General features: G+C 61.6%; 17 protein-coding genes. 11 read left to right on the top strand and 6 right to left on the bottom strand.

Going from position 1 to position 16,128, the window contains the following annotated elements:
- Nucleotides 1–13 precede the first annotated feature (13 nt).
- From ACK9YZ_RS12335 to copD, 5 genes are all read left to right on the top strand, one after another.
- A complete protein-coding gene (locus tag ACK9YZ_RS12335; RefSeq protein WP_416064004.1) occupies nt 14–1,387 on the top strand; it encodes a PepSY-associated TM helix domain-containing protein in 1,374 nt (457 codons plus the stop codon).
- 10 nt (nt 1,388–1,397) lie between these two features.
- On the top strand, nt 1,398–2,330 hold the full coding sequence (locus tag ACK9YZ_RS12330; RefSeq protein ID WP_416064003.1) for a copper uptake system-associated protein: 933 nt from the start codon (nt 1,398–1,400) through the stop codon (nt 2,328–2,330).
- A complete protein-coding gene (locus ACK9YZ_RS12325) occupies nt 2,327–2,923 on the top strand; it encodes an SCO family protein (RefSeq protein WP_416064002.1) in 597 nt (198 codons plus the stop codon). The genes ACK9YZ_RS12330 and ACK9YZ_RS12325 overlap by 4 nt, the downstream gene beginning before the upstream one ends.
- Nucleotides 2,924–3,041: 118 nt before the next feature.
- Nucleotides 3,042–3,407: a copper homeostasis periplasmic binding protein CopC gene (gene copC, locus ACK9YZ_RS12320; RefSeq protein ID WP_416064001.1), complete on the top strand. Its 366-nt coding sequence runs from the start codon at nt 3,042–3,044 to the stop codon at nt 3,405–3,407.
- Complete coding sequence (gene copD / locus ACK9YZ_RS12315; protein WP_416064000.1) at nt 3,407–4,294, top strand: copper homeostasis membrane protein CopD; 888 nt, start codon at nt 3,407–3,409, stop codon at nt 4,292–4,294. The genes copC and copD overlap by 1 nt, the downstream gene beginning before the upstream one ends.
- A 155-nt stretch (nt 4,295–4,449) precedes the next feature.
- Here copD and ACK9YZ_RS12310 read toward each other — a convergent pair whose 3' ends face one another.
- The 5 genes from ACK9YZ_RS12310 to ACK9YZ_RS12290 all read right to left on the bottom strand — a co-directional run bounded on the left by ACK9YZ_RS12310 (nt 4,450) and on the right by ACK9YZ_RS12290 (nt 8,930).
- Entirely contained in the window at nt 4,450–4,875 is a 426-nt protein-coding gene (locus ACK9YZ_RS12310) for a GFA family protein (protein ID WP_416063999.1), read from the bottom strand.
- A 30-nt stretch (nt 4,876–4,905) separates the two neighbouring features.
- Entirely contained in the window at nt 4,906–5,538 is a 633-nt protein-coding gene (locus tag ACK9YZ_RS12305; protein WP_416063998.1) for a DapH/DapD/GlmU-related protein, read from the bottom strand.
- Nucleotides 5,539–5,844: 306 nt separating this feature from the next.
- Nucleotides 5,845–6,492, bottom strand: coding sequence for a VOC family protein (locus tag ACK9YZ_RS12300; RefSeq protein WP_216754968.1), 648 nt, complete (start codon nt 6,490–6,492; stop codon nt 5,845–5,847).
- Nucleotides 6,493–6,807: 315 nt separating this feature from the next.
- The gene (locus tag ACK9YZ_RS12295; RefSeq protein ID WP_416063997.1) at nt 6,808–8,019 is read right to left on the bottom strand and encodes a TCR/Tet family MFS transporter; all 1,212 of its coding nucleotides are present in this window, start codon (nt 8,017–8,019) and stop codon (nt 6,808–6,810) included.
- Nucleotides 8,020–8,027: 8 nt separating this feature from the next.
- Nucleotides 8,028–8,930 (bottom strand): NADP-dependent oxidoreductase, encoded by a 903-nt coding sequence (locus ACK9YZ_RS12290; protein WP_416063996.1) that lies wholly within the window; start codon nt 8,928–8,930, stop codon nt 8,028–8,030.
- A 189-nt stretch (nt 8,931–9,119) separates the two neighbouring features.
- Here ACK9YZ_RS12290 and ACK9YZ_RS12285 point away from each other — a divergent pair, with 189 nt between their 5' ends.
- From ACK9YZ_RS12285 to ACK9YZ_RS12265, 5 genes are all read left to right on the top strand, one after another.
- Nucleotides 9,120–9,791, top strand: a complete 672-nt coding sequence (locus tag ACK9YZ_RS12285; protein ID WP_216754965.1) for a TetR/AcrR family transcriptional regulator — start codon at nt 9,120–9,122, stop codon at nt 9,789–9,791.
- A gap of 169 nt (nt 9,792–9,960) precedes the next feature.
- Nucleotides 9,961–11,451, top strand: coding sequence for an arylsulfatase B (locus tag ACK9YZ_RS12280; RefSeq protein WP_416063995.1), 1,491 nt, complete (start codon nt 9,961–9,963; stop codon nt 11,449–11,451).
- 326 nt (nt 11,452–11,777) lie between these two features.
- On the top strand, nt 11,778–13,325 hold the full coding sequence (locus ACK9YZ_RS12275) for a DHA2 family efflux MFS transporter permease subunit (protein WP_416063994.1): 1,548 nt from the start codon (nt 11,778–11,780) through the stop codon (nt 13,323–13,325).
- 164 nt (nt 13,326–13,489) lie between these two features.
- Nucleotides 13,490–13,852 (top strand): type II toxin-antitoxin system RelE/ParE family toxin, encoded by a 363-nt coding sequence (locus ACK9YZ_RS12270; RefSeq protein WP_416063993.1) that lies wholly within the window; start codon nt 13,490–13,492, stop codon nt 13,850–13,852.
- A gap of 2 nt (nt 13,853–13,854) precedes the next feature.
- A complete protein-coding gene (locus ACK9YZ_RS12265) occupies nt 13,855–14,190 on the top strand; it encodes a helix-turn-helix domain-containing protein (protein WP_416063992.1) in 336 nt (111 codons plus the stop codon).
- Between the two features lie 100 nt (nt 14,191–14,290).
- Here ACK9YZ_RS12265 and ACK9YZ_RS12260 read toward each other — a convergent pair whose 3' ends face one another.
- Nucleotides 14,291–14,968 carry a TetR/AcrR family transcriptional regulator gene (locus ACK9YZ_RS12260; protein WP_416063991.1) on the bottom strand — a complete coding sequence of 226 codons (678 nt, stop codon included), beginning with the start codon at nt 14,966–14,968 and terminating at the stop codon, nt 14,291–14,293.
- A gap of 137 nt (nt 14,969–15,105) precedes the next feature.
- On the opposite strand from ACK9YZ_RS12260, the gene ACK9YZ_RS12255 reads away from it, so the two are divergent.
- A complete protein-coding gene (locus ACK9YZ_RS12255; RefSeq protein ID WP_416063990.1) occupies nt 15,106–15,846 on the top strand; it encodes an SDR family NAD(P)-dependent oxidoreductase in 741 nt (246 codons plus the stop codon).
- The last annotated feature ends 282 nt before the right edge of the window (nt 15,847–16,128 follow it).

Here is a 16,128-nt window from a genome sequence, read left to right as displayed (position 1 = left end):
CGGATAAACTTCCATGTCTATCACTATTGCCGCTGAGGTGGCGGAGAGCGCCGTATCCGGCGTTTCGCTCTATCGCGCCATCTGGCGCTGGCACTTCTTTGCCGGCCTGCTCACCATTCCATTCCTGCTCAATCTCGCGATCACCGGCTCGCTCTATCTCTTCAAGGACGAGATCAACGATACGGTCTTTGCCTATCGCTATATTGTTCAGCCCGCCGGCGAGGCGCTGGCGCCGCATGAGGTCGCCGATATCGCGGCGGCGGCCGTGCCTGGTTCCGTCGCCAGCTCCTACAAGGATCCGGCCGGGCTCGACCGCTCGGCGATCGTCACCGTTTCCTCGGATGCCGGCTCGACACTGGTTTTCGTCAATCCCTATGACGGCAAGGTGCTCGATACGGTCGGGACGACCGAGGAGTTCAACTATGTCGTCAAGCGCATCCACAGCCTTGCGCTGTTTGGGACGACGCCCAACAAGCTGATCGAAATCACAGGCGGCTTTGCCATGGTGCTGGTCGTGACCGGCATCTATCTCTGGTGGCCGCGGCGGCAGACGGGTGGCGTCGTGACCGTGCGCGGCACGCCTTCGCGGCGGGTCTTCTGGCGTGATCTTCATGCGGTGACCGGCGCATTCGCCGGCATCCTGATCTTCTTCATGGCGATGACCGGCATGCCCTGGTCGGGATACTGGGGGGCCAATGTGAATGCCTGGCTGACGAGCCATGATCTCGGCTATCCCGTGCAGCTGTGGGATGCCGTGCCGAAGTCGCAGAAGGTGACGGAGGATATCCTGCCGAAGGCCGGCTGGATCGTCGAGAAGGCGCCGGTACCGCTGTCGGATATCGCGGCGGCGCAGTCGAAGAAGCCGATCGGGCTTGATCGCGCCGTCGAGATCGCACGCGGGCTCGGCATGGCCCCAGGTTTCGATCTCGCCATTCCCGGCAGCGAGACCGGCGTCTATACGGCGGCAGTCTATCCCGATGACCTTACTAACGAGCGCACCCTCCATATCGACCAGTATTCCGGCAAGCCGCTCGTCGATCTCTCCTTTGGCCAGTATCCCTTCCTGGGGCGGGCGATCGAATGGGGCATCAATGTGCATCAGGGGCAGGAATTCGGGCTCTTCAACCAGCTTCTGATGCTGGCGACGTGCCTGGCGATCATCCTTTCCTGCGTCACAGGTGCTGTCATGTGGTGGAAGCGGCGACCGGCCGGGCGGGTCGGTGTGCCGCCGATGCCGCCGCGGCGCTCCGTCTATCTGGGGCTCTGGACCATCGTGCTCGCCTTCGCAATCGCCTTTCCGATGAGCGGGCTCACGATCCTGGTGATGATCGCCTTCGACCAGATGGTGATCCGCTTCGTGCCGCCGCTGAAGCGCGCCTTTGCCTGAGGAGATGATGATGAAGACGATTTTCTCTCTTCTTCTGGGCCTGCTGGTTGCGACGGCTGCGGCTGCGCAGGACCCGGCCGCCGGCACGATCCGGATCGACCATGCGGCCTCGCATTCCATGGTGCCGGGGGCCAAGGTCGGCGATGGCTATCTTGTCATCACCAATACGGGCAGCGAGCCGGACAAACTCGTTGCCGCCAGTTCGGACCGCGCCAGGACCGTGCAACTGCACCAGATGAGCATGGATAACGGCATCATGACCATGCGCGAGCTGAAGGGCGGGCTTGCCATTCCCGCCGGGCAGACGGTGACGCTTGCGCCCAATTACCACCTGATGTTCCAGGACGTGAGCAAGCCCTTCAAGCAGGGCGAGACGATCCGGGCGGTGCTGAGCTTCGAGAGGGCTGGAAAGATCGCTGTCGATTTTGCCGTCGGCAGGATTGCCGGGCCGCTCGATGATGTCGGCGGTGCAAGCGGCGGCATGGACCATGGTGCGATGGATCATGGCGGGATGGCGATGCCCGGCATGGAGGGCATGGACATGCCCGGACCATCGCCGGAGGAGGCGATCCCGGCGACGCTGAAGACCATGTTCGAGAGGCCGGACAAGCCGCTGACAATCCTGCCCGTGGTCGTCAGGAACGACTGGGCGATTGCCGGCTGGCAGCAGGATGGGCGCGGCGGACGGGCACTGCTGAAGAAGGGGCATCACGGGTGGAGCATCGTTCTCTGCAGCGGCGACGGCATAAGGGAGGCAACGGCGCTGGAGAAGGTCGGGCTTTCCGCCGAGAATGCCAGGGCGCTTGCGGCGGATCTGGCTGAGGCCGAAGCCGCGCTTGACCCGAAAGTGCTGGCGACATTTGCGAGCTTCGAGGGTACCGTCATGATGGCGGACGAGGCCGGTGGCGCTGGTCAGGGCGGCCATGAGGGGCATGGCCAATGAGCGCGCGCACCCTTGCCATTTCAGGCGTTACCGCAAGTGTGGTCTTCGTCGGCGCGCTGATTGCGATTGTCGTGTCGCTCTATCTTTCGGAGCCGCGCACCGGGCCTTTCGATACGCAGTTTTCCCTCGTCGATGACAGGGGCAATGATGTCGATCAGTCGATCTTCCGGGGCCATCCGGCGCTCGTCTATTTCGGTTACACGCATTGCCCCGAGGCTTGCCCGACGACGCTTTACGAGGTGGCGGACTGGCTGACGACGCTTGGCGATCAGGGCAGGGCGCTGAAGGCCTATTTCTTCTCGATCGATCCGGAGCGCGATACGCGGGAGGTGATGCATGAATATGTCAGCGCCTTCTCGAGCCGCATCACTGGCATTACCGGTGCGCCGGAGGAGATGAAGAAGGTTTCCAACGGCTGGTTCATCCATGCGGAAAAGCTGCCGAGCGAAGACGGCAATTATCACATGAGCCATACCGTCTCGCTGCTGCTCATCGGCGCCGATGGGCGGCTGAAGGGGTTGATCCCCTATGGGGCGGATCGGGATGAGGCGCTGGCGAAGATCCGCGATGTGTTGTTGCGCGGAGGGGTGTGAGGTGGCTCGTGCCAATAATCTACAGCATGACCCGGAATAAATCCGCTCTCCGACTGTCTAATCTCGCGAGGGCCTTGTGCGCCATCGCCTGTCCCAACCAAACGAAAGGCATGATCTGATGTCCCCGATGACCCGCATTCTCTCCGTCACCGCCCTCGCAAGCGTCGCGTTTGCAGGGCAGGCCTTCGCGCATGCGCATCTGAAAAGCTCCGAGCCGGCCGACAAGGCGGCCGTCGCGTCGCCCAGCGAACTCGATCTCACCTTCACCGAAGAGCTGAACCTCAAGTTCAGCGGCGTCACCCTGACCGGCCCGGACAAGAAGGACATCAAGCTCGGCGACGGCATGCTCGAGGACGGCGACAAGGTGCTGATGGTGCCGGTCTCCGACAAGCTCGCGCCCGGCAGCTATACGGTCGACTGGCATGTGCTTTCCACCGACGGGCACAAGACCAACGGCAGTTTCACGTTCACCGTCAATCCCTGATGACACCGGATACGGCCTTCATCCTCTGCCGTTTCGCCTTCGACGGGGCAGCGCTGTTTCTCTGGGGCAGCGCAGCCTATCTGTGGCTGCTCGTGCCCAAGGGTTTGAGCGGCTGCATCTGGGCGAAGCTCAGGGTGGCGCGTTTTGCGGCCGTGGCGCTGGCCGTGATCCCCACGACGGCGCTGCTGCCGGTGCGCAGCGCCATGCTCGGCAATGGCTGGGCGGATGGGCTGGATACGGACACGATGATGTCAGTGCTGACGGGAACCTCCATCGGCACTGCATGGGCTTGGCAGGCCATGTTTGCCGTTGTTCTCCTGGCGGTGACAGGGCTGCCGTCGCGCCGGCAGATGGCGGCGACCGCTGTCGTTTCCGCCTTGCTGCTCTGCGGCCTGGCGCTGACCGGCCATGCGGCGATGAATGACGGCTGGCTGCGGGTGCTGCACCGGGCAAACGACATCGTGCATGTGCTCTCGGGCGGCGCATGGATTGGCGCGCTGGCCCCGGTTGTGCTGGTCCTTTGCCGACTTCGCGACCACAGGGCGGGTGCTGATGCACTGAAAGCGCTGATCCGATTTTCCAGCGCGGGGCATGTCGCCGTGGCGCTGGTCATTCTCTCGGGGCTTGCCAACAGCCTGTTGATAACAGGCGGGTTGCCGCTCGACTGGAGCGTGCCTTATCAGCGTCTGCTTGCGCTGAAGATCGGGCTTGTCGTGATCATGGTGCTAATGGCGGTCTTCAACCGCTATGGGCTGGTGCCGCGCATGGGCCGGTCGCACTCGGCCGCCAAGGCGCTGGCGGCCGGGACGATTGCGGAGATCTTGATCGCCATCGGCGTTGTGGCGCTTGTCGCCTGGTTCGGGACGCTGGCGCCGTTCTCGGGGTAGAAATCGCGAGGGAATGTACTCAAATTGGTGGTTTCGCTTCCACTGAGGCTCGGCAAATGCCAGGGCCTCATTTGAGCTTGGCGGTCGTCCGCGGCATGGTGGCGCTTGCGACCTGGTTCGGGATACCATTTTAGTCCGAACGCTTGAGCGTGATTTCATCTTGTCGGTTCGAAGCGAAGGATCCCGGCGACTTTGGCCGCGGAGCCGGAATCGGAGGGGTGGGAGATGCCGTCCATGACCCGGATTTCCCAAAAATCGAAGGGGCTGACGCCCTCGATGCAGGCGACATTGATGCCGAACTGGCTCGGATTCGAGCGGCGCTGATGATGAGTGTAGATGCCGCAGGTCTTGCAGAAATAATGCTTCGCTGTGCCGGTATTGAATTGATAGAGCGTCAGATTGTCTTCGCCCTCGACGAATTCGATATCCTTGAGCTCGGCCGAGACGGCGATGGCGCCGCGCATGCGGCAGTAGGAGCAGTTGCAGCGGCGGATCGTATTGAATTCGTCTGCTAACCGCACCCGGAATTTGACGCTGCCGCAGTGGCAGGCTGCATTATGCTCTTGTCTTTCGTCGCTCATGATCCGCCTGTCTCTCTCGATAAAAACACTCTAAGCCCAGCGCTTGCAGAAGGCCTCGACGTCGCTGGATTGAAAATCGGCAAGCCGCGCCATGATCGTCTCGAAAGGCCAGTCCCACCAGGCGATGGCGGCAAGTTTTTCGGCGACTGTCGGCGAGAACCGCTCGCGAATGAATTTGGCGGGAACGCCGCCGACAACGGTATAGGGTTCGACGTCCTTGGTGACGACTGCGCCTGCCGCGAGCACGGCGCCGTCTCCAACCTTGACGCCGGGGAGCACGATGACCCCGTGACCGATCCAGACGTCATGACCGATGACGGCGCGATCTGCCTTTCGCTCGGCAAAGAAGGAATGGTCGCGCACGGCGTCGGCCGAATAATATTCCGGGCAATAGGTGAAACGATGCATGGAGGGGCGGTCCATCGGGTGATTGGGCGCGCCGATCCTGACCTCGGCGGCAATGGCGCAGAACTTTCCAATCGTCGCATCGCCGACGATGCAGCGCTGCCCCAGATAGGAATAATCCCCGAGTTCGACCGTGTGCAGAGAGGTATTTTCCAGGATTTCGCAGCACGTGCCGATGCTCGAATCCCTGATGCTGGCGGTCGGATGGATGATGGTCTCCGCGATTTTGGGGCGGTTTGCTGGCGCGGTCGAGTCCATGGACAGTCTCCGGATTTCGGCCTGCCTAGCTGCGGAAGATGAAGGATGTGTGACGTCAAGACCTCAAGGGATCGTGGCGCGTTTCTTGCGAGGGCCCGATCGAGGCTGGGCGGCGATGGCAGCTATCGCGCCCGAAGCGGTCATCTTTCCAAGTATTGACGAAAGTCAGCTATCGACCTTTATTGCGGACGTTCGCCGGCTCAGTCGAGCCGCCGAAGACCTGACATTGATCTACCGGAAAAGCGTGTCGCAGATTTCGGGAATTCTGCGACAATCTAGGTCGGTATTCAGAGATTTGAGATATATTTAGTCGGCCGGACCAGCAAACAGTATGAGATTTTCGTCCGGGTCCCTAACAATGAAATTTCGGGCACCCCACGGCTCCTTCTTGAGCGTCTGGTGAAAATCCACTCCGGCAGCTTGGAAATCCAGAAAGAGTCGCTTGATCTCACTGGCGGTGTCGACCGTGATCGAGGCGGAGAGCAGATGTTCGCGTTGTCGGATGTCGCCGACAAACACAGGCTCGCAAACTAGCCTCAGAGCGAGGCGCGCGTTGTCACGAACAACCTGTCCGTAGAATGGAGGGTCGCCGTAAACAAAGTCGAGCGCGAAGCCGAGTTTGTCGGTGAAGAATTCACACGACGCTTTGATGTCGGAGACGAAGAGTTGCGCGGAGACAGAACTCAGAACCGGGTGGGATGCGGTCTGTTTGCTTTGATTGGTCATGCCATGGGCTCCTGACTTGAGCGCCAGCCACCCCTCGAATCCCAATTGACGCGCGACAAGTTCTTGCGCGTCATTCAGCTTGAAACTGGATTCCAATATCTGATTATCGTCGAGGTGTTGAAATCGTGGCAAAGCAGCGCGGATATGGGCCGCGACTGGATAATACCGCTCGCGATGCCACCGCAAATACTGCTTGGCTTGCTTCTTGAGGTTTTCGAGATTCGGCATAAGCGCTACCTTTGAAGTTGTAGGCGGGCGTTGCCCAGTCGGCTCAAAGGCCGGTGCACCCTACGTAGCGCTATCTTCAAAATGCAGAATTTGCGTGAGACGGTCAAGACCCACGACTTTGTTGCGCTCCGCGACTAAACCGGCGACATATTCTGGAACAATCGTTCCTTATGGAAGAGCATCTGCCACCGCCTATCACAAAGCTTCCAATCGAGCTCCGAAGAGTTTCCTCTACGACGCCGAATGGCGAGTGCTCCCGAGAACCCAATGGCAAGCCGACTGTCCGCTTTCCACCCCATCTCAGCCGCGCGCGGATCAATTCTGTAGTGTCCGTAAGGTGCCAGCGGTTCTCGTGCTGATGAGCACCAGCGGCACCGCAATCGCATAGAGGGCGATCACCGACAGCCAGATACCGCCCGGCCAATTCTCTCGCGTCATGAAATAGAGCGATGAAAACCCAAGTGGGGCGATGATGGATGCGAGGCTGACGGTGGAGGCGAGCACGCCTTGCAGCTCGCCCTGCCGGTCGGGTTCGACCTGCCTTGTGGCGAGCGCCTGGAAGGCTGGGTTGCCGATGCCGACCAGGGTGAAGACCGGCATGATGGCGAAGATCATCCAGCCCTGGTTTGCGAAGGCCATGACTGACAGTGCGATCGAGGCGCAGGCGATGCCTGTCATGACCGACCAGCGCTCCCCGAGCAACCGGGTTGCCGGCCCCGGCAGGAAGGCTTGGCAGATCGTCTGGCAGATGCCGAAGGCGCCGAGTGACAGGCCGATTGAGACACCGTTCCAGCCGAATGTGTCGAAGCCCCAGAGCGCCCAGCAGGTGCCGTAGGATTCGCCGGCGGCGCTGAAGACGAAATAGATGGATACGATGGGCAACAGGCCTTTCATCGAGACGATCCGTCTCAGCGGCCGGAGCGGATTCAGCGCGGCGAGATCGAGCTTCCGGCGCGACGGCACCCGAGATTCAAGTGGTCGAGATTCCGGCAGGATGAAGAGGGCGAGCAGCAGGTTGCAGGCGTTGAGCACTGCAGCGGCGATGAAGGGCAGGCGCAGCCAGTAATCGCCGAGTAACCCGCCGAGAACGGGGCCGATGATGAAGCCGGCGCCGAACATGGCGTTGGTGAGGCCGAAGCGGCGGGCGCGCTGATCGGCGGGCGAAATATCGGTGATATAGGCCGAGGCGACGGACATGTTGGCGCTGGTGAGGCCGGCGATGGCGCGGCCGATGAAAAGCACCGAGAGGGATGGCGCAAAGGCCATGATGAGGTAATTGACCGCCGCACCGGCGAGCGAAATCAGGAGTACCGGACGGCGGCCGATCGTATCGCTGAGCGCGCCGAGCATGGGGGCGAAGACGAACTGCATGGCGGCATAGAGCGCGGTCATGATGCCGACATGGACGGCGATGTCCTCTGTCCGCGTCACCTCCTGAAGCAGGTGCGGCAGGATGGGGAAGATCAGCCCTATGCCAATGGCATCGAGGCAGATGGCGGTGAAGATGACGATGAGGGGTTTGTTCATAGCTGATATCACGGGGAAATGATGAGTTTGCCGGTCACGCGGCCGGCGGCGCTGATGGACAGCGCTTCAGCCGTCCGCTCCAACGGAAAGCTCTGCTCGATGCGCAGGCGGAACAGGCCCTTCGAATAGAGCCGGGCCACATCGGCGAGCACACGCTCCGGCTCCTTCGGCGGGCCGCGCGAGAATTTCGCGCCATATTCCTCGGCCGAGAAATCGGCGACGGAGACCACACGGGCGGGATCGCCAGTCATGGCGATCAGCTCAGGGATGATGCCGGAGCCGGCGACATCCAGTGCCGCATCAACGCCATCCGGCGCGAGTTGCCGCACACGATCGGCAAGTCCCGGCCCGTAGGTGGTCGGGATGGCGCCGAGGTCCCTGATATAGTCGTGCTTCTGCAGGCTCGCCGTACCGATGACGGTGATGCCCCTGATGCGGGCGAGCTGGAGGACGGCCGAGCCGATGCCGCCGGCGGCACCGCTGACGAGCAGCGTCTCACCGGATTTGACGCCTGACTCGTCAAGGCTGCGCCATGCCGTCTCCGATATGACGGGGAGGCCGCCGGCGATCTCGAAGGGCAGGTCATCGGGCTTGTGGACCCAATGGGTGAGGACGGCGCGCTCCGCCATCGTCGCTTCGCCGTAGCCGAAGACGGCATCGCCGACGAAAGTGTTGGAAACGCCGGGGCCGATTTCTTCGACGATGCCCGAAGCCTCGACGCCGACGCCCGCGGGAAAGGTTACTTCCTCGAAAGTGCGATATTGCCCTTCGCGGCGCTTCCAGTCCGAGGGGTTGACGCCGGCCGCTCGCACCCTGATTTGCACCTCGCCGGGGCCAGGATGCGGCGGGTCGATCTCGACGATATCGACGACATCGGGACCGCCATAGCGACTGAACTGAATGGCTTTCATGGAATTCTCCTACGAAGGATGCAGGCAAAGCTTTGCCGATCGCGGTGCCGGGCATGGCGGCCCGGTTCCACGTCAAACTTGGCTTTGTGTGTACTTCATCTAAATATGTACTGAGTACAGTAATAGGATGTTGGGCGCTGCCTGTCAACGTCAGTGTACTCAGTATATAAATCCTGCTATGGGAGGCGCATGACGACGCCATCAGACGAAACACCCTCAGATCGGAGATCCCGCAAGCGCCTTGCCACGCGGCGCGCGATCTCGCTTGCTGCCGACCGGCTGTTTTTCGAGCGGGGCTTCGAGAATGTGACTGTCGATGAGATCGCGGCGGCGGCCGATGTCGGGCGGATGACGGTGTTCAACCATTTTCCGCGCAAGGAGGACATGTTCTTTGACCGCGACGAGGAGGCGCGCGAGACGCTGCGCGAAGCCCTGCGACAGCGCGATCCGGAGGTTTCGCCGATCGAGACATTGCGGCTGCTGGCGTACCGGCTCGTGAACCAGCAGACGCCCTATCTGATATTTTCGCCGGCGAGCCAGAATTTCATCCAGACGGTGGAAAACAGCGAGACGCTGAAGGCGAGGGCGCGGGCCATCCGGGACGAGATTGCCGGGGAACTGGCAGTGGCGCTTGCCGAAAGTGCCGGCCGGCCGGCTGACGATCTCGCGGCCAAGCTTGCGAGCGCCATGCTGCTTGCCACCTGGAGCGTCGCCTTCATCGAGGCGCACCGGAACTTCCGGCAGCACCAGGACCCGGAGAAGGCGAAGACCTTGTTTCTCGGCTTCATCGATATGGGAATTGTTGGGGTAGAGGCGGCGATGAAAAGCACGCCCTATGCCGGAGCGACGGCAAGCCGGTAGTGCCGGCCCGAGGCCGGCGTTTTCTGGATGCGATCGAAAGCAAGCCGCTGGCGCCGCTGAACATCCCGGTTGCTGCCGGCTTCGTTCCTCCAAAAGACCAGCTTGCCCGCCCGTCGCGCCGGCGCATAATCACCGCTCCCGGTTGGCTGACCGGACGGAGGAACGCATCATGGACCATGACGAAGCAGCGCCCGCCGGGACGGGCGAAGGCAGTATGATATCCCGACGGCAGATCCTGATGAGCAGCGCCGCCTTTTCCCGCGTCGCCCTGGCCGCCGGCGTGCTGGGCAGCCTTGCCGGGGCAGAGGCGGCTGAAGTGCCGCCGCCGCGGCCGAATATCGTCTATATTGTCGCCGATGATCTCGGCTGGCGCGATGTCGGCTTCCAGGGTTCCGACATCAGGACGCCACATCTCGACAAGCTGGCGCAGGAGGGCGCGCGCTTCGAGCAATTCTATGCGCAGCCGATGTGCACGCCGACGCGGGCGGCATTCATGACGGGGCGTTATCCGCTGCGCTACGGGCTGCAGACCGGCGTCATTCCGGCGGCGGGAACCTACGGCATTCCGCTCGACGAATATCTGCTGCCGCAGATGCTTCAGGATGCCGGATACAGGACGGCACTGGTCGGCAAATGGCATCTCGGCCATGCCAAGCCCGAATATTGGCCGCGGCAGCGCGGCTTCGACAGTTTCTACGGCGCGCTTGTCGGCGAAATCGACCATTTCAAGCATTCCTCGCACGGCATCAAGGATTGGTACCGCAACAACAAGCCGCTGGAGGAAAAGGGCTTCGACAACAGCCTGTTCGGCGAGGAGGCCGCCCGCACGATCGAGCATCACGATGCCGGCCGCCCGCTCTTTCTCTATCTGGCGTTCACCGCGCCGCACACGCCGTTCCAGGCGCCCAGAGAATATCTGGATCGCTTTGAGAATATCGAGGACGAGAACCGCAGGGCCTATGCGGCGATGATATCCGTCATGGATGACGGCATCGGCAAAGTGGTCGCCGCACTCGAAAAGCGCGGGATGCGCAACAATACGCTCATCGTCTTCCACAGTGACAATGGCGGCGTGAAAAGCTCCATGTTTGCCGGCGACAGCAAGATCTCGGGCAGACTTCCCGCCGATAACGGCCCGTACCGGGACGGCAAGGGAACGCTGTACGAGGGCGGAACACGCGTCGTGGCGCTCGCCAACTGGCCGGGCATGATCAAGCCCGGCGCGGTCGGCGGCATGGTGCATATCGTGGACATGGCGCCGACGCTGGCAAGTCTTGCCGGGGCTGCTGTTGGCAAGGGCAAGCGGCTCGACGGAATGGACGTATGGGCGACGATCAGCCAGAACATGCCGTCGCCGCGCGACGAAATCGTCTACAATGTCGATCCGCTGGCCGGCGCTGTCCGTCAGGGTGACTGGAAACTGGTCTGGAAGGCATCGCTGCCGCCAAAAGTCGAGCTCTTCGACCTTTCCGGCGATCCGTCCGAGGCGGCCGATCTTGCCGATCGGAATCCGGACAAGGTGCGCGAACTGCAGGCCCGGATAACGCAGCTTGCCGGCGAGATGAAGCCGCCGCTGCTGATCATGGAAGCCGTGCGCCTGACCTTCTTCGTCCCGCCGGTCACGCCCGATCCGTCGGTTCTGTTCAGTCTTGGCGACTGATGGCACGGATCGGGCGGCAAGGATTGGACGGCGGGGGGAATCAAAAGGGCGCTCGACCCTTGCGGGGAGCGCCCTTGTCCTGTGGAGCTCGAACGCGGCTCGACCAACGTCGATACCAAGCGCAAGTCCGTTTTCAGGTGAAGCCGGGATATGATGCGCAGCGGCAAAAATTGCAAGAGGCAGGATTCAAGAATCTTTACTTGAGATCCCCTGCAAATCGCCGCCGGTTATCGGCATGCTGACGGCGGACCAGGTGACTCTGGCGATAGAGGCACATCGCGGCTATTGTCCATGCCGACGCGTTGAAGCTCTTGCAGGACCATTTCATGCCCGACCGGTCTGAACCCGTTTCGTCCGCAGTTGCGCCACAGCGCAAATGGATCGGCTTTCTGGCCATGTGCCTCGGCATGTTCATGGCGATCCTCGACGTGCAGGTCGTCGCAACCTCGCTTCCGACCATCCAGTCGGCGCTCGACATCCATCCGGATCAGATGAGCTGGGTGCAGACCGCCTATCTCATCGCCGAGGTGGTGGCTATACCGCTGACGGGCTTCCTGACCCGTCTGCTGACGATGCGCTGGCTCTTCGTGACCGCGCTCTCGCTGTTCGTCATCGCCTCGGCAGGCTGTGCTGCGAGCGGCAATTTCGGCGAACTCATTGCCTGGCGGGTCATCCAGGGCTTTTCCGGCGGCACGCTGATCCCCTCGGTGTTTTCGGCCGTCTTCATCCTGTTTCCCGATAAGCGGCAGGCGCTTGCGACGACGATCGCCGGCGTTCTCGCGGTTCTCGCGCCGACCATCGGGCCGATCGTCGGCGGCTGGCTGACCGAGACCTATTCCTGGCACTGGCTGTTCCTGATCAACATCATTCCCGGCATTCTGGCAGCGCTCGTCGCCATGCGCTCGCTTCCCCGGGAGAGTGTCAATCTCTCGGAGCTCCGGCATCTGGATATCGTCTCGTTGCTGCTGATGGCAGCGAGCCTGGCAGCGCTGGAAATCGGCCTGAAGGAGGCGCCGACGAGCGGCTGGATCTCGCTCGTTGTCGCCGGCCTCATCGGTCTGTCTGTGGTCTCAGGATGCGTCTTCGCATGGCGGTCGCTGCGCAGAGCGATACCTGTCGTCGAGCTCAACAATTTCAGCAACAGGAACTTTCTGGTGGGGTCCGCGCTGAGCTTCGTTCTCGGCATCGGGCTTTTCGGTTCCGTCTATCTCATGCCGGTCTTTCTCGCCTTCGTGCGCGGACACAACGCGCTCGAGATCGGCATGACGATGCTGGTGACGGGCATTGCCCAGCTCGTCACCGCGCCCATCGCGGTCGCTCTCGAAAAGCGGACGGATGCCCGATTGCTGTCTGCTGTCGGTTTCACGCTCTTTGCTGTCGGCATCGGCATGAGCGCGTTTCAGGATCCGCGGACTGATTACGATGCGATGTTCTGGCCGCAGATCATCCGCGGCGTGGCCATCATGTTCTGCCTGCTGCCACCAACGCGGCTGGCCCTCGGCACCCTGCCGCCGGAGCGCATTCCTGACGCGAGCGGTCTGTTCAATCTGATGCGCAATCTTGGGGGCGCGATCGGCATCGCGCTGATCGACACTGTTATCTACACCCGCTCGGACCCGCTCGGCCAAGGCATCTGGGACCGGCTGAAGGCGGGAGATATCGATACTGCCGCTTTCGTCGGCGCGCCGCTGCAGGCAATTGCGGGGCATCAGGGAGAGTTCGATGCGGATACGACAGCGATGCTCGATCCGTTGGTGCAGACGGCGGCGACCGTTCAGGCGATCAACGAGGCGTGGATGGTGGTTGCCGTGCTGACGGGGTGTGCGTTGCTGTGGGTGCCATTTGCGCGGAGGGTGGCGCCCCCGGCGGGGTGAGCGATGCATCGAAAATCATCTGTCCTCGTGCGGTTTTTGCCGTCTTTCGTCGAAGTTTCCTGGGGCTGGATTTCGCCTGTGACGAACGCCTAACCTCGTCACGGTTATTGACAAGGTGCGTAATTTACATACATATCAAACCATGCAGACAGTGGCAGAACTTCATGCGTTCCGCAATACGGCAAAGTCGGCGGGAATGTCTGACGAGGACATTGCGGAGCTTGTTGACTATCTCGCGGCCAATCCTGATGCAGGTGATGAGATGGAAGGAACAGGAGGTTGTCGAAACAGGAGGTTGTCGAAAATTGCGTTGGGCGATCCGCGGAAACAACAAAGGTAAGAGTGGCGGCGTAAGGACAATCACTTTTTACACTGGAGAAAACCTACCCGTTTTCCTGCTGACCGTTTTCGGGAAAAGCCAAAAGGCAAACCTCACAAAGGCGGAACGAAATAGTCTGAAGAAGATTTCTGACGCAATCGTGCAAGAGTATTCAAGAAGGGTGTTACCCGTCGCCGTCGGAGAATGAACATGAGCAAGAAGGTATTTGATCAGATCGCAGAGGGCTTGAACGAGGCTTTGGCCGTCGCTCGCGGCGAAGCTGTGCCGTATAAGCTCCATGTACCCGCCGAAATCGATGTAAAGGCCATTCGAATACGCACTGGACTAACCCAGAAGGATTTCGCTTCTACGTTTGGCTTTGGGTTCGATCAGCTCAAGCAGTGGGAACAGGGCCGCGCACGGCCTGTGCAGGCCATGCGTGCTTATCTGCTCCTGATCAACTCCGAGCCAGGGAAAATGGTGGAAGCGCTTCGCAAACTAAACGTGGCGGCGCACGAAGAGCCTCGGAAGCGCGCAGCATCCTGACGACTGCTCGCTTTAGTCGATCCGCCCGCGGTCGATTTTCAATCGATCCGCTTGAGATCCCGCGCAAAGCGCTGCCAGTTGCGGACATATTTCCTCGCGCCTAAGTGATCTTCGCGGCCGCCTCGTCGTCCAGCGTGCGGGCGTCCCACCCGAGCATCGAGACTTCGGCGACGGATTCCAGTTCGCTGCGGCTTGCTCCATCGCGGGCGAGGATCGACATGCCGCTCTGGACGGTCTGCACGAAACGGGCGAGGCCATGAATGTCTGTCGAGGCTGGAATTTCGCCTGCCGATACCGCCTGGGTCAGGCGCAGTTTCAGAAGGTCGAGCGTGACGGCGCGGGCGGTTCGCACCAGTTCGCCGAGTTCGGCATGGCCCTCGCTGCCGACAGAGGAGAGGGCCACCATGCAGCCGAGGGGAATATCGACGACGGAGCCGGTCAGGACCGCCGCCGAGTCCATGAGAAGCGCCTTGATAGCTTCGCGTGCAGTAGGGGCGGCGCGAAAGCCCGCCCAGACAAGCGCCTCGTTGGTCTCGTGGTAGTAGTTCAATGCCTCGGCGTAGAGCGCCTCCTTCGAGCCGAAGGCCGCGTAGAGGCTTGGCGATCCGATGCCCATCGCCTCGGTAAGGTCGGTGATCGACGTCGCCTCGAAACCCTTTTCCCAGAACAGGCGGGTTGCCTTCGCGAGCGCAGCTTCCCGGTCGAAGGCACGCGGTCGCCCTCGGGTGCGGGTGGCTGTCGTATCCTGGGCTTGCGGTGCCTGGTCGGATTTCTGCATCGGTCACTATTTAAACCCGCCGGGGCGCCTCGGCAACGGCTTGAGATATTTTTGTGTCGATCGATATAATATTCTTGACGGGTGCGTTCGGCATTCCCAACTAATTCTGTGTCGATCAATACAGAAAGGGACGATTGATGACTGAACTCGCTGGAAAACGTGCTCTCGTGACGGGCGCATCGCGTGGGATCGGTGCCGCCATTGCGGTGGCGCTCGCCGAAAAGGGCGCCGATGTCGCCATCACCTATGAGCGCTCTGCCAATCGCGCCGCCGAGGTCGTTCGCGCTATCGAGGGCAAGGGCAGGGGGGGATTGGCAATCCAGGCCGACAGTGCCGATCCGGAAGCCGTGAAGCGCTCGGTGGAGGCGGCGGCTCGCGCGCTTGGCGGTCTCGACATTCTCGTCAACAATGCCGCCATCGCGCTTTACGATACAATTGCCGGCTTCAGCGTCGCGCAGATCGATGCGCTGCTTGATGTCAACGTGCGCTCGCCGGTGCTCGCTGCGCAGGCCGCCATTCCCCATCTGCAAGCCGGAGGCCGCGTCATCAATATCGGCTCGGCCGGCGCCGAACGCATCGTCGGCGATACCGGCACGGTGTATTACATGACGAAATCCGCGCTGCAGTCCTTCACGCGCGGTCTCGCCCGCGAACTCGGACCTCGGGATGTTACCGTCAACCTGATCCAGCCGGGATCAACCAATACGGACATGAACCCGGCCGACGGGGAATTTGCCGATTTCCAGCGCGCCCTGATACCGCTCGGCCGCTACGGCGAGCCGCAGGATGTGGCGGCTGCCGTCGCCTTCCTCGCAAGCCCGGCTGCAAGGAACATCACAGGCGCCATTCTCAATGTGGATGGCGGCTTGAACACCTGAGACCTCTGGGCTTCGGGAAGATCAGCACCAGGAAAAGGCTGGTCGATGCCGGCCTTTTTCGCATCCTTGAAAGCGCTGGCAGAAGAGATGCATGCCAGAGGTCGCCGCTCGCCTTCTCGGCAATAGTCGATCCACCCCCGATCGGCGCAAGCTGATCCGGTAGTCGGCAGTCAGTCGAGGTGATGCAGAGGCTATTCGATCTGAATGGCCGGCCGCTGTAGGGGCAAAGTCATGGCTGAAGGACAAGGCTGCGGCGCATGGAGGGCTAAAGGATCGTTCGCT

The organism is Rhizobium sp. ZK1 (assembly GCF_047782645.1).
GTDB lineage: Bacteria > Pseudomonadota > Alphaproteobacteria > Rhizobiales > Rhizobiaceae > Rhizobium.
Note: the sequence above shows the minus strand (reverse complement) of the source record. Positions and strands in the feature narration are given on the sequence as shown.

Bases quoted from the DNA above. Each gene is read 5' to 3' on its own strand.
- ACK9YZ_RS12335 (WP_416064004.1), top strand. From the start codon at position 14: ATGTCTATCACTATTGCCGCTGAGGTGGCGGAGAGCGCCGTATCCGGC.
- ACK9YZ_RS12330 (WP_416064003.1), top strand. From the start codon at position 1,398: ATGAAGACGATTTTCTCTCTTCTTCTGGGCCTGCTGGTTGCGACGGCT.
- ACK9YZ_RS12325 (WP_416064002.1), top strand. From the start codon at position 2,327: ATGAGCGCGCGCACCCTTGCCATTTCAGGCGTTACCGCAAGTGTGGTC.
- copC (WP_416064001.1), top strand. From the start codon at position 3,042: ATGTCCCCGATGACCCGCATTCTCTCCGTCACCGCCCTCGCAAGCGTC.
- copD (WP_416064000.1), top strand. From the start codon at position 3,407: ATGACACCGGATACGGCCTTCATCCTCTGCCGTTTCGCCTTCGACGGG.
- ACK9YZ_RS12310 (WP_416063999.1), bottom strand. From the start codon at position 4,875: ATGAGCGACGAAAGACAAGAGCATAATGCAGCCTGCCACTGCGGCAGC.
- ACK9YZ_RS12305 (WP_416063998.1), bottom strand. From the start codon at position 5,538: ATGGACTCGACCGCGCCAGCAAACCGCCCCAAAATCGCGGAGACCATC.
- ACK9YZ_RS12300 (WP_216754968.1), bottom strand. From the start codon at position 6,492: ATGCCGAATCTCGAAAACCTCAAGAAGCAAGCCAAGCAGTATTTGCGG.
- ACK9YZ_RS12295 (WP_416063997.1), bottom strand. From the start codon at position 8,019: ATGAACAAACCCCTCATCGTCATCTTCACCGCCATCTGCCTCGATGCC.
- ACK9YZ_RS12290 (WP_416063996.1), bottom strand. From the start codon at position 8,930: ATGAAAGCCATTCAGTTCAGTCGCTATGGCGGTCCCGATGTCGTCGAT.
- ACK9YZ_RS12285 (WP_216754965.1), top strand. From the start codon at position 9,120: ATGACGACGCCATCAGACGAAACACCCTCAGATCGGAGATCCCGCAAG.
- ACK9YZ_RS12280 (WP_416063995.1), top strand. From the start codon at position 9,961: ATGGACCATGACGAAGCAGCGCCCGCCGGGACGGGCGAAGGCAGTATG.
- ACK9YZ_RS12275 (WP_416063994.1), top strand. From the start codon at position 11,778: ATGCCCGACCGGTCTGAACCCGTTTCGTCCGCAGTTGCGCCACAGCGC.
- ACK9YZ_RS12270 (WP_416063993.1), top strand. From the start codon at position 13,490: ATGCGTTCCGCAATACGGCAAAGTCGGCGGGAATGTCTGACGAGGACA.
- ACK9YZ_RS12265 (WP_416063992.1), top strand. From the start codon at position 13,855: ATGAGCAAGAAGGTATTTGATCAGATCGCAGAGGGCTTGAACGAGGCT.
- ACK9YZ_RS12260 (WP_416063991.1), bottom strand. From the start codon at position 14,968: ATGCAGAAATCCGACCAGGCACCGCAAGCCCAGGATACGACAGCCACC.
- ACK9YZ_RS12255 (WP_416063990.1), top strand. From the start codon at position 15,106: ATGACTGAACTCGCTGGAAAACGTGCTCTCGTGACGGGCGCATCGCGT.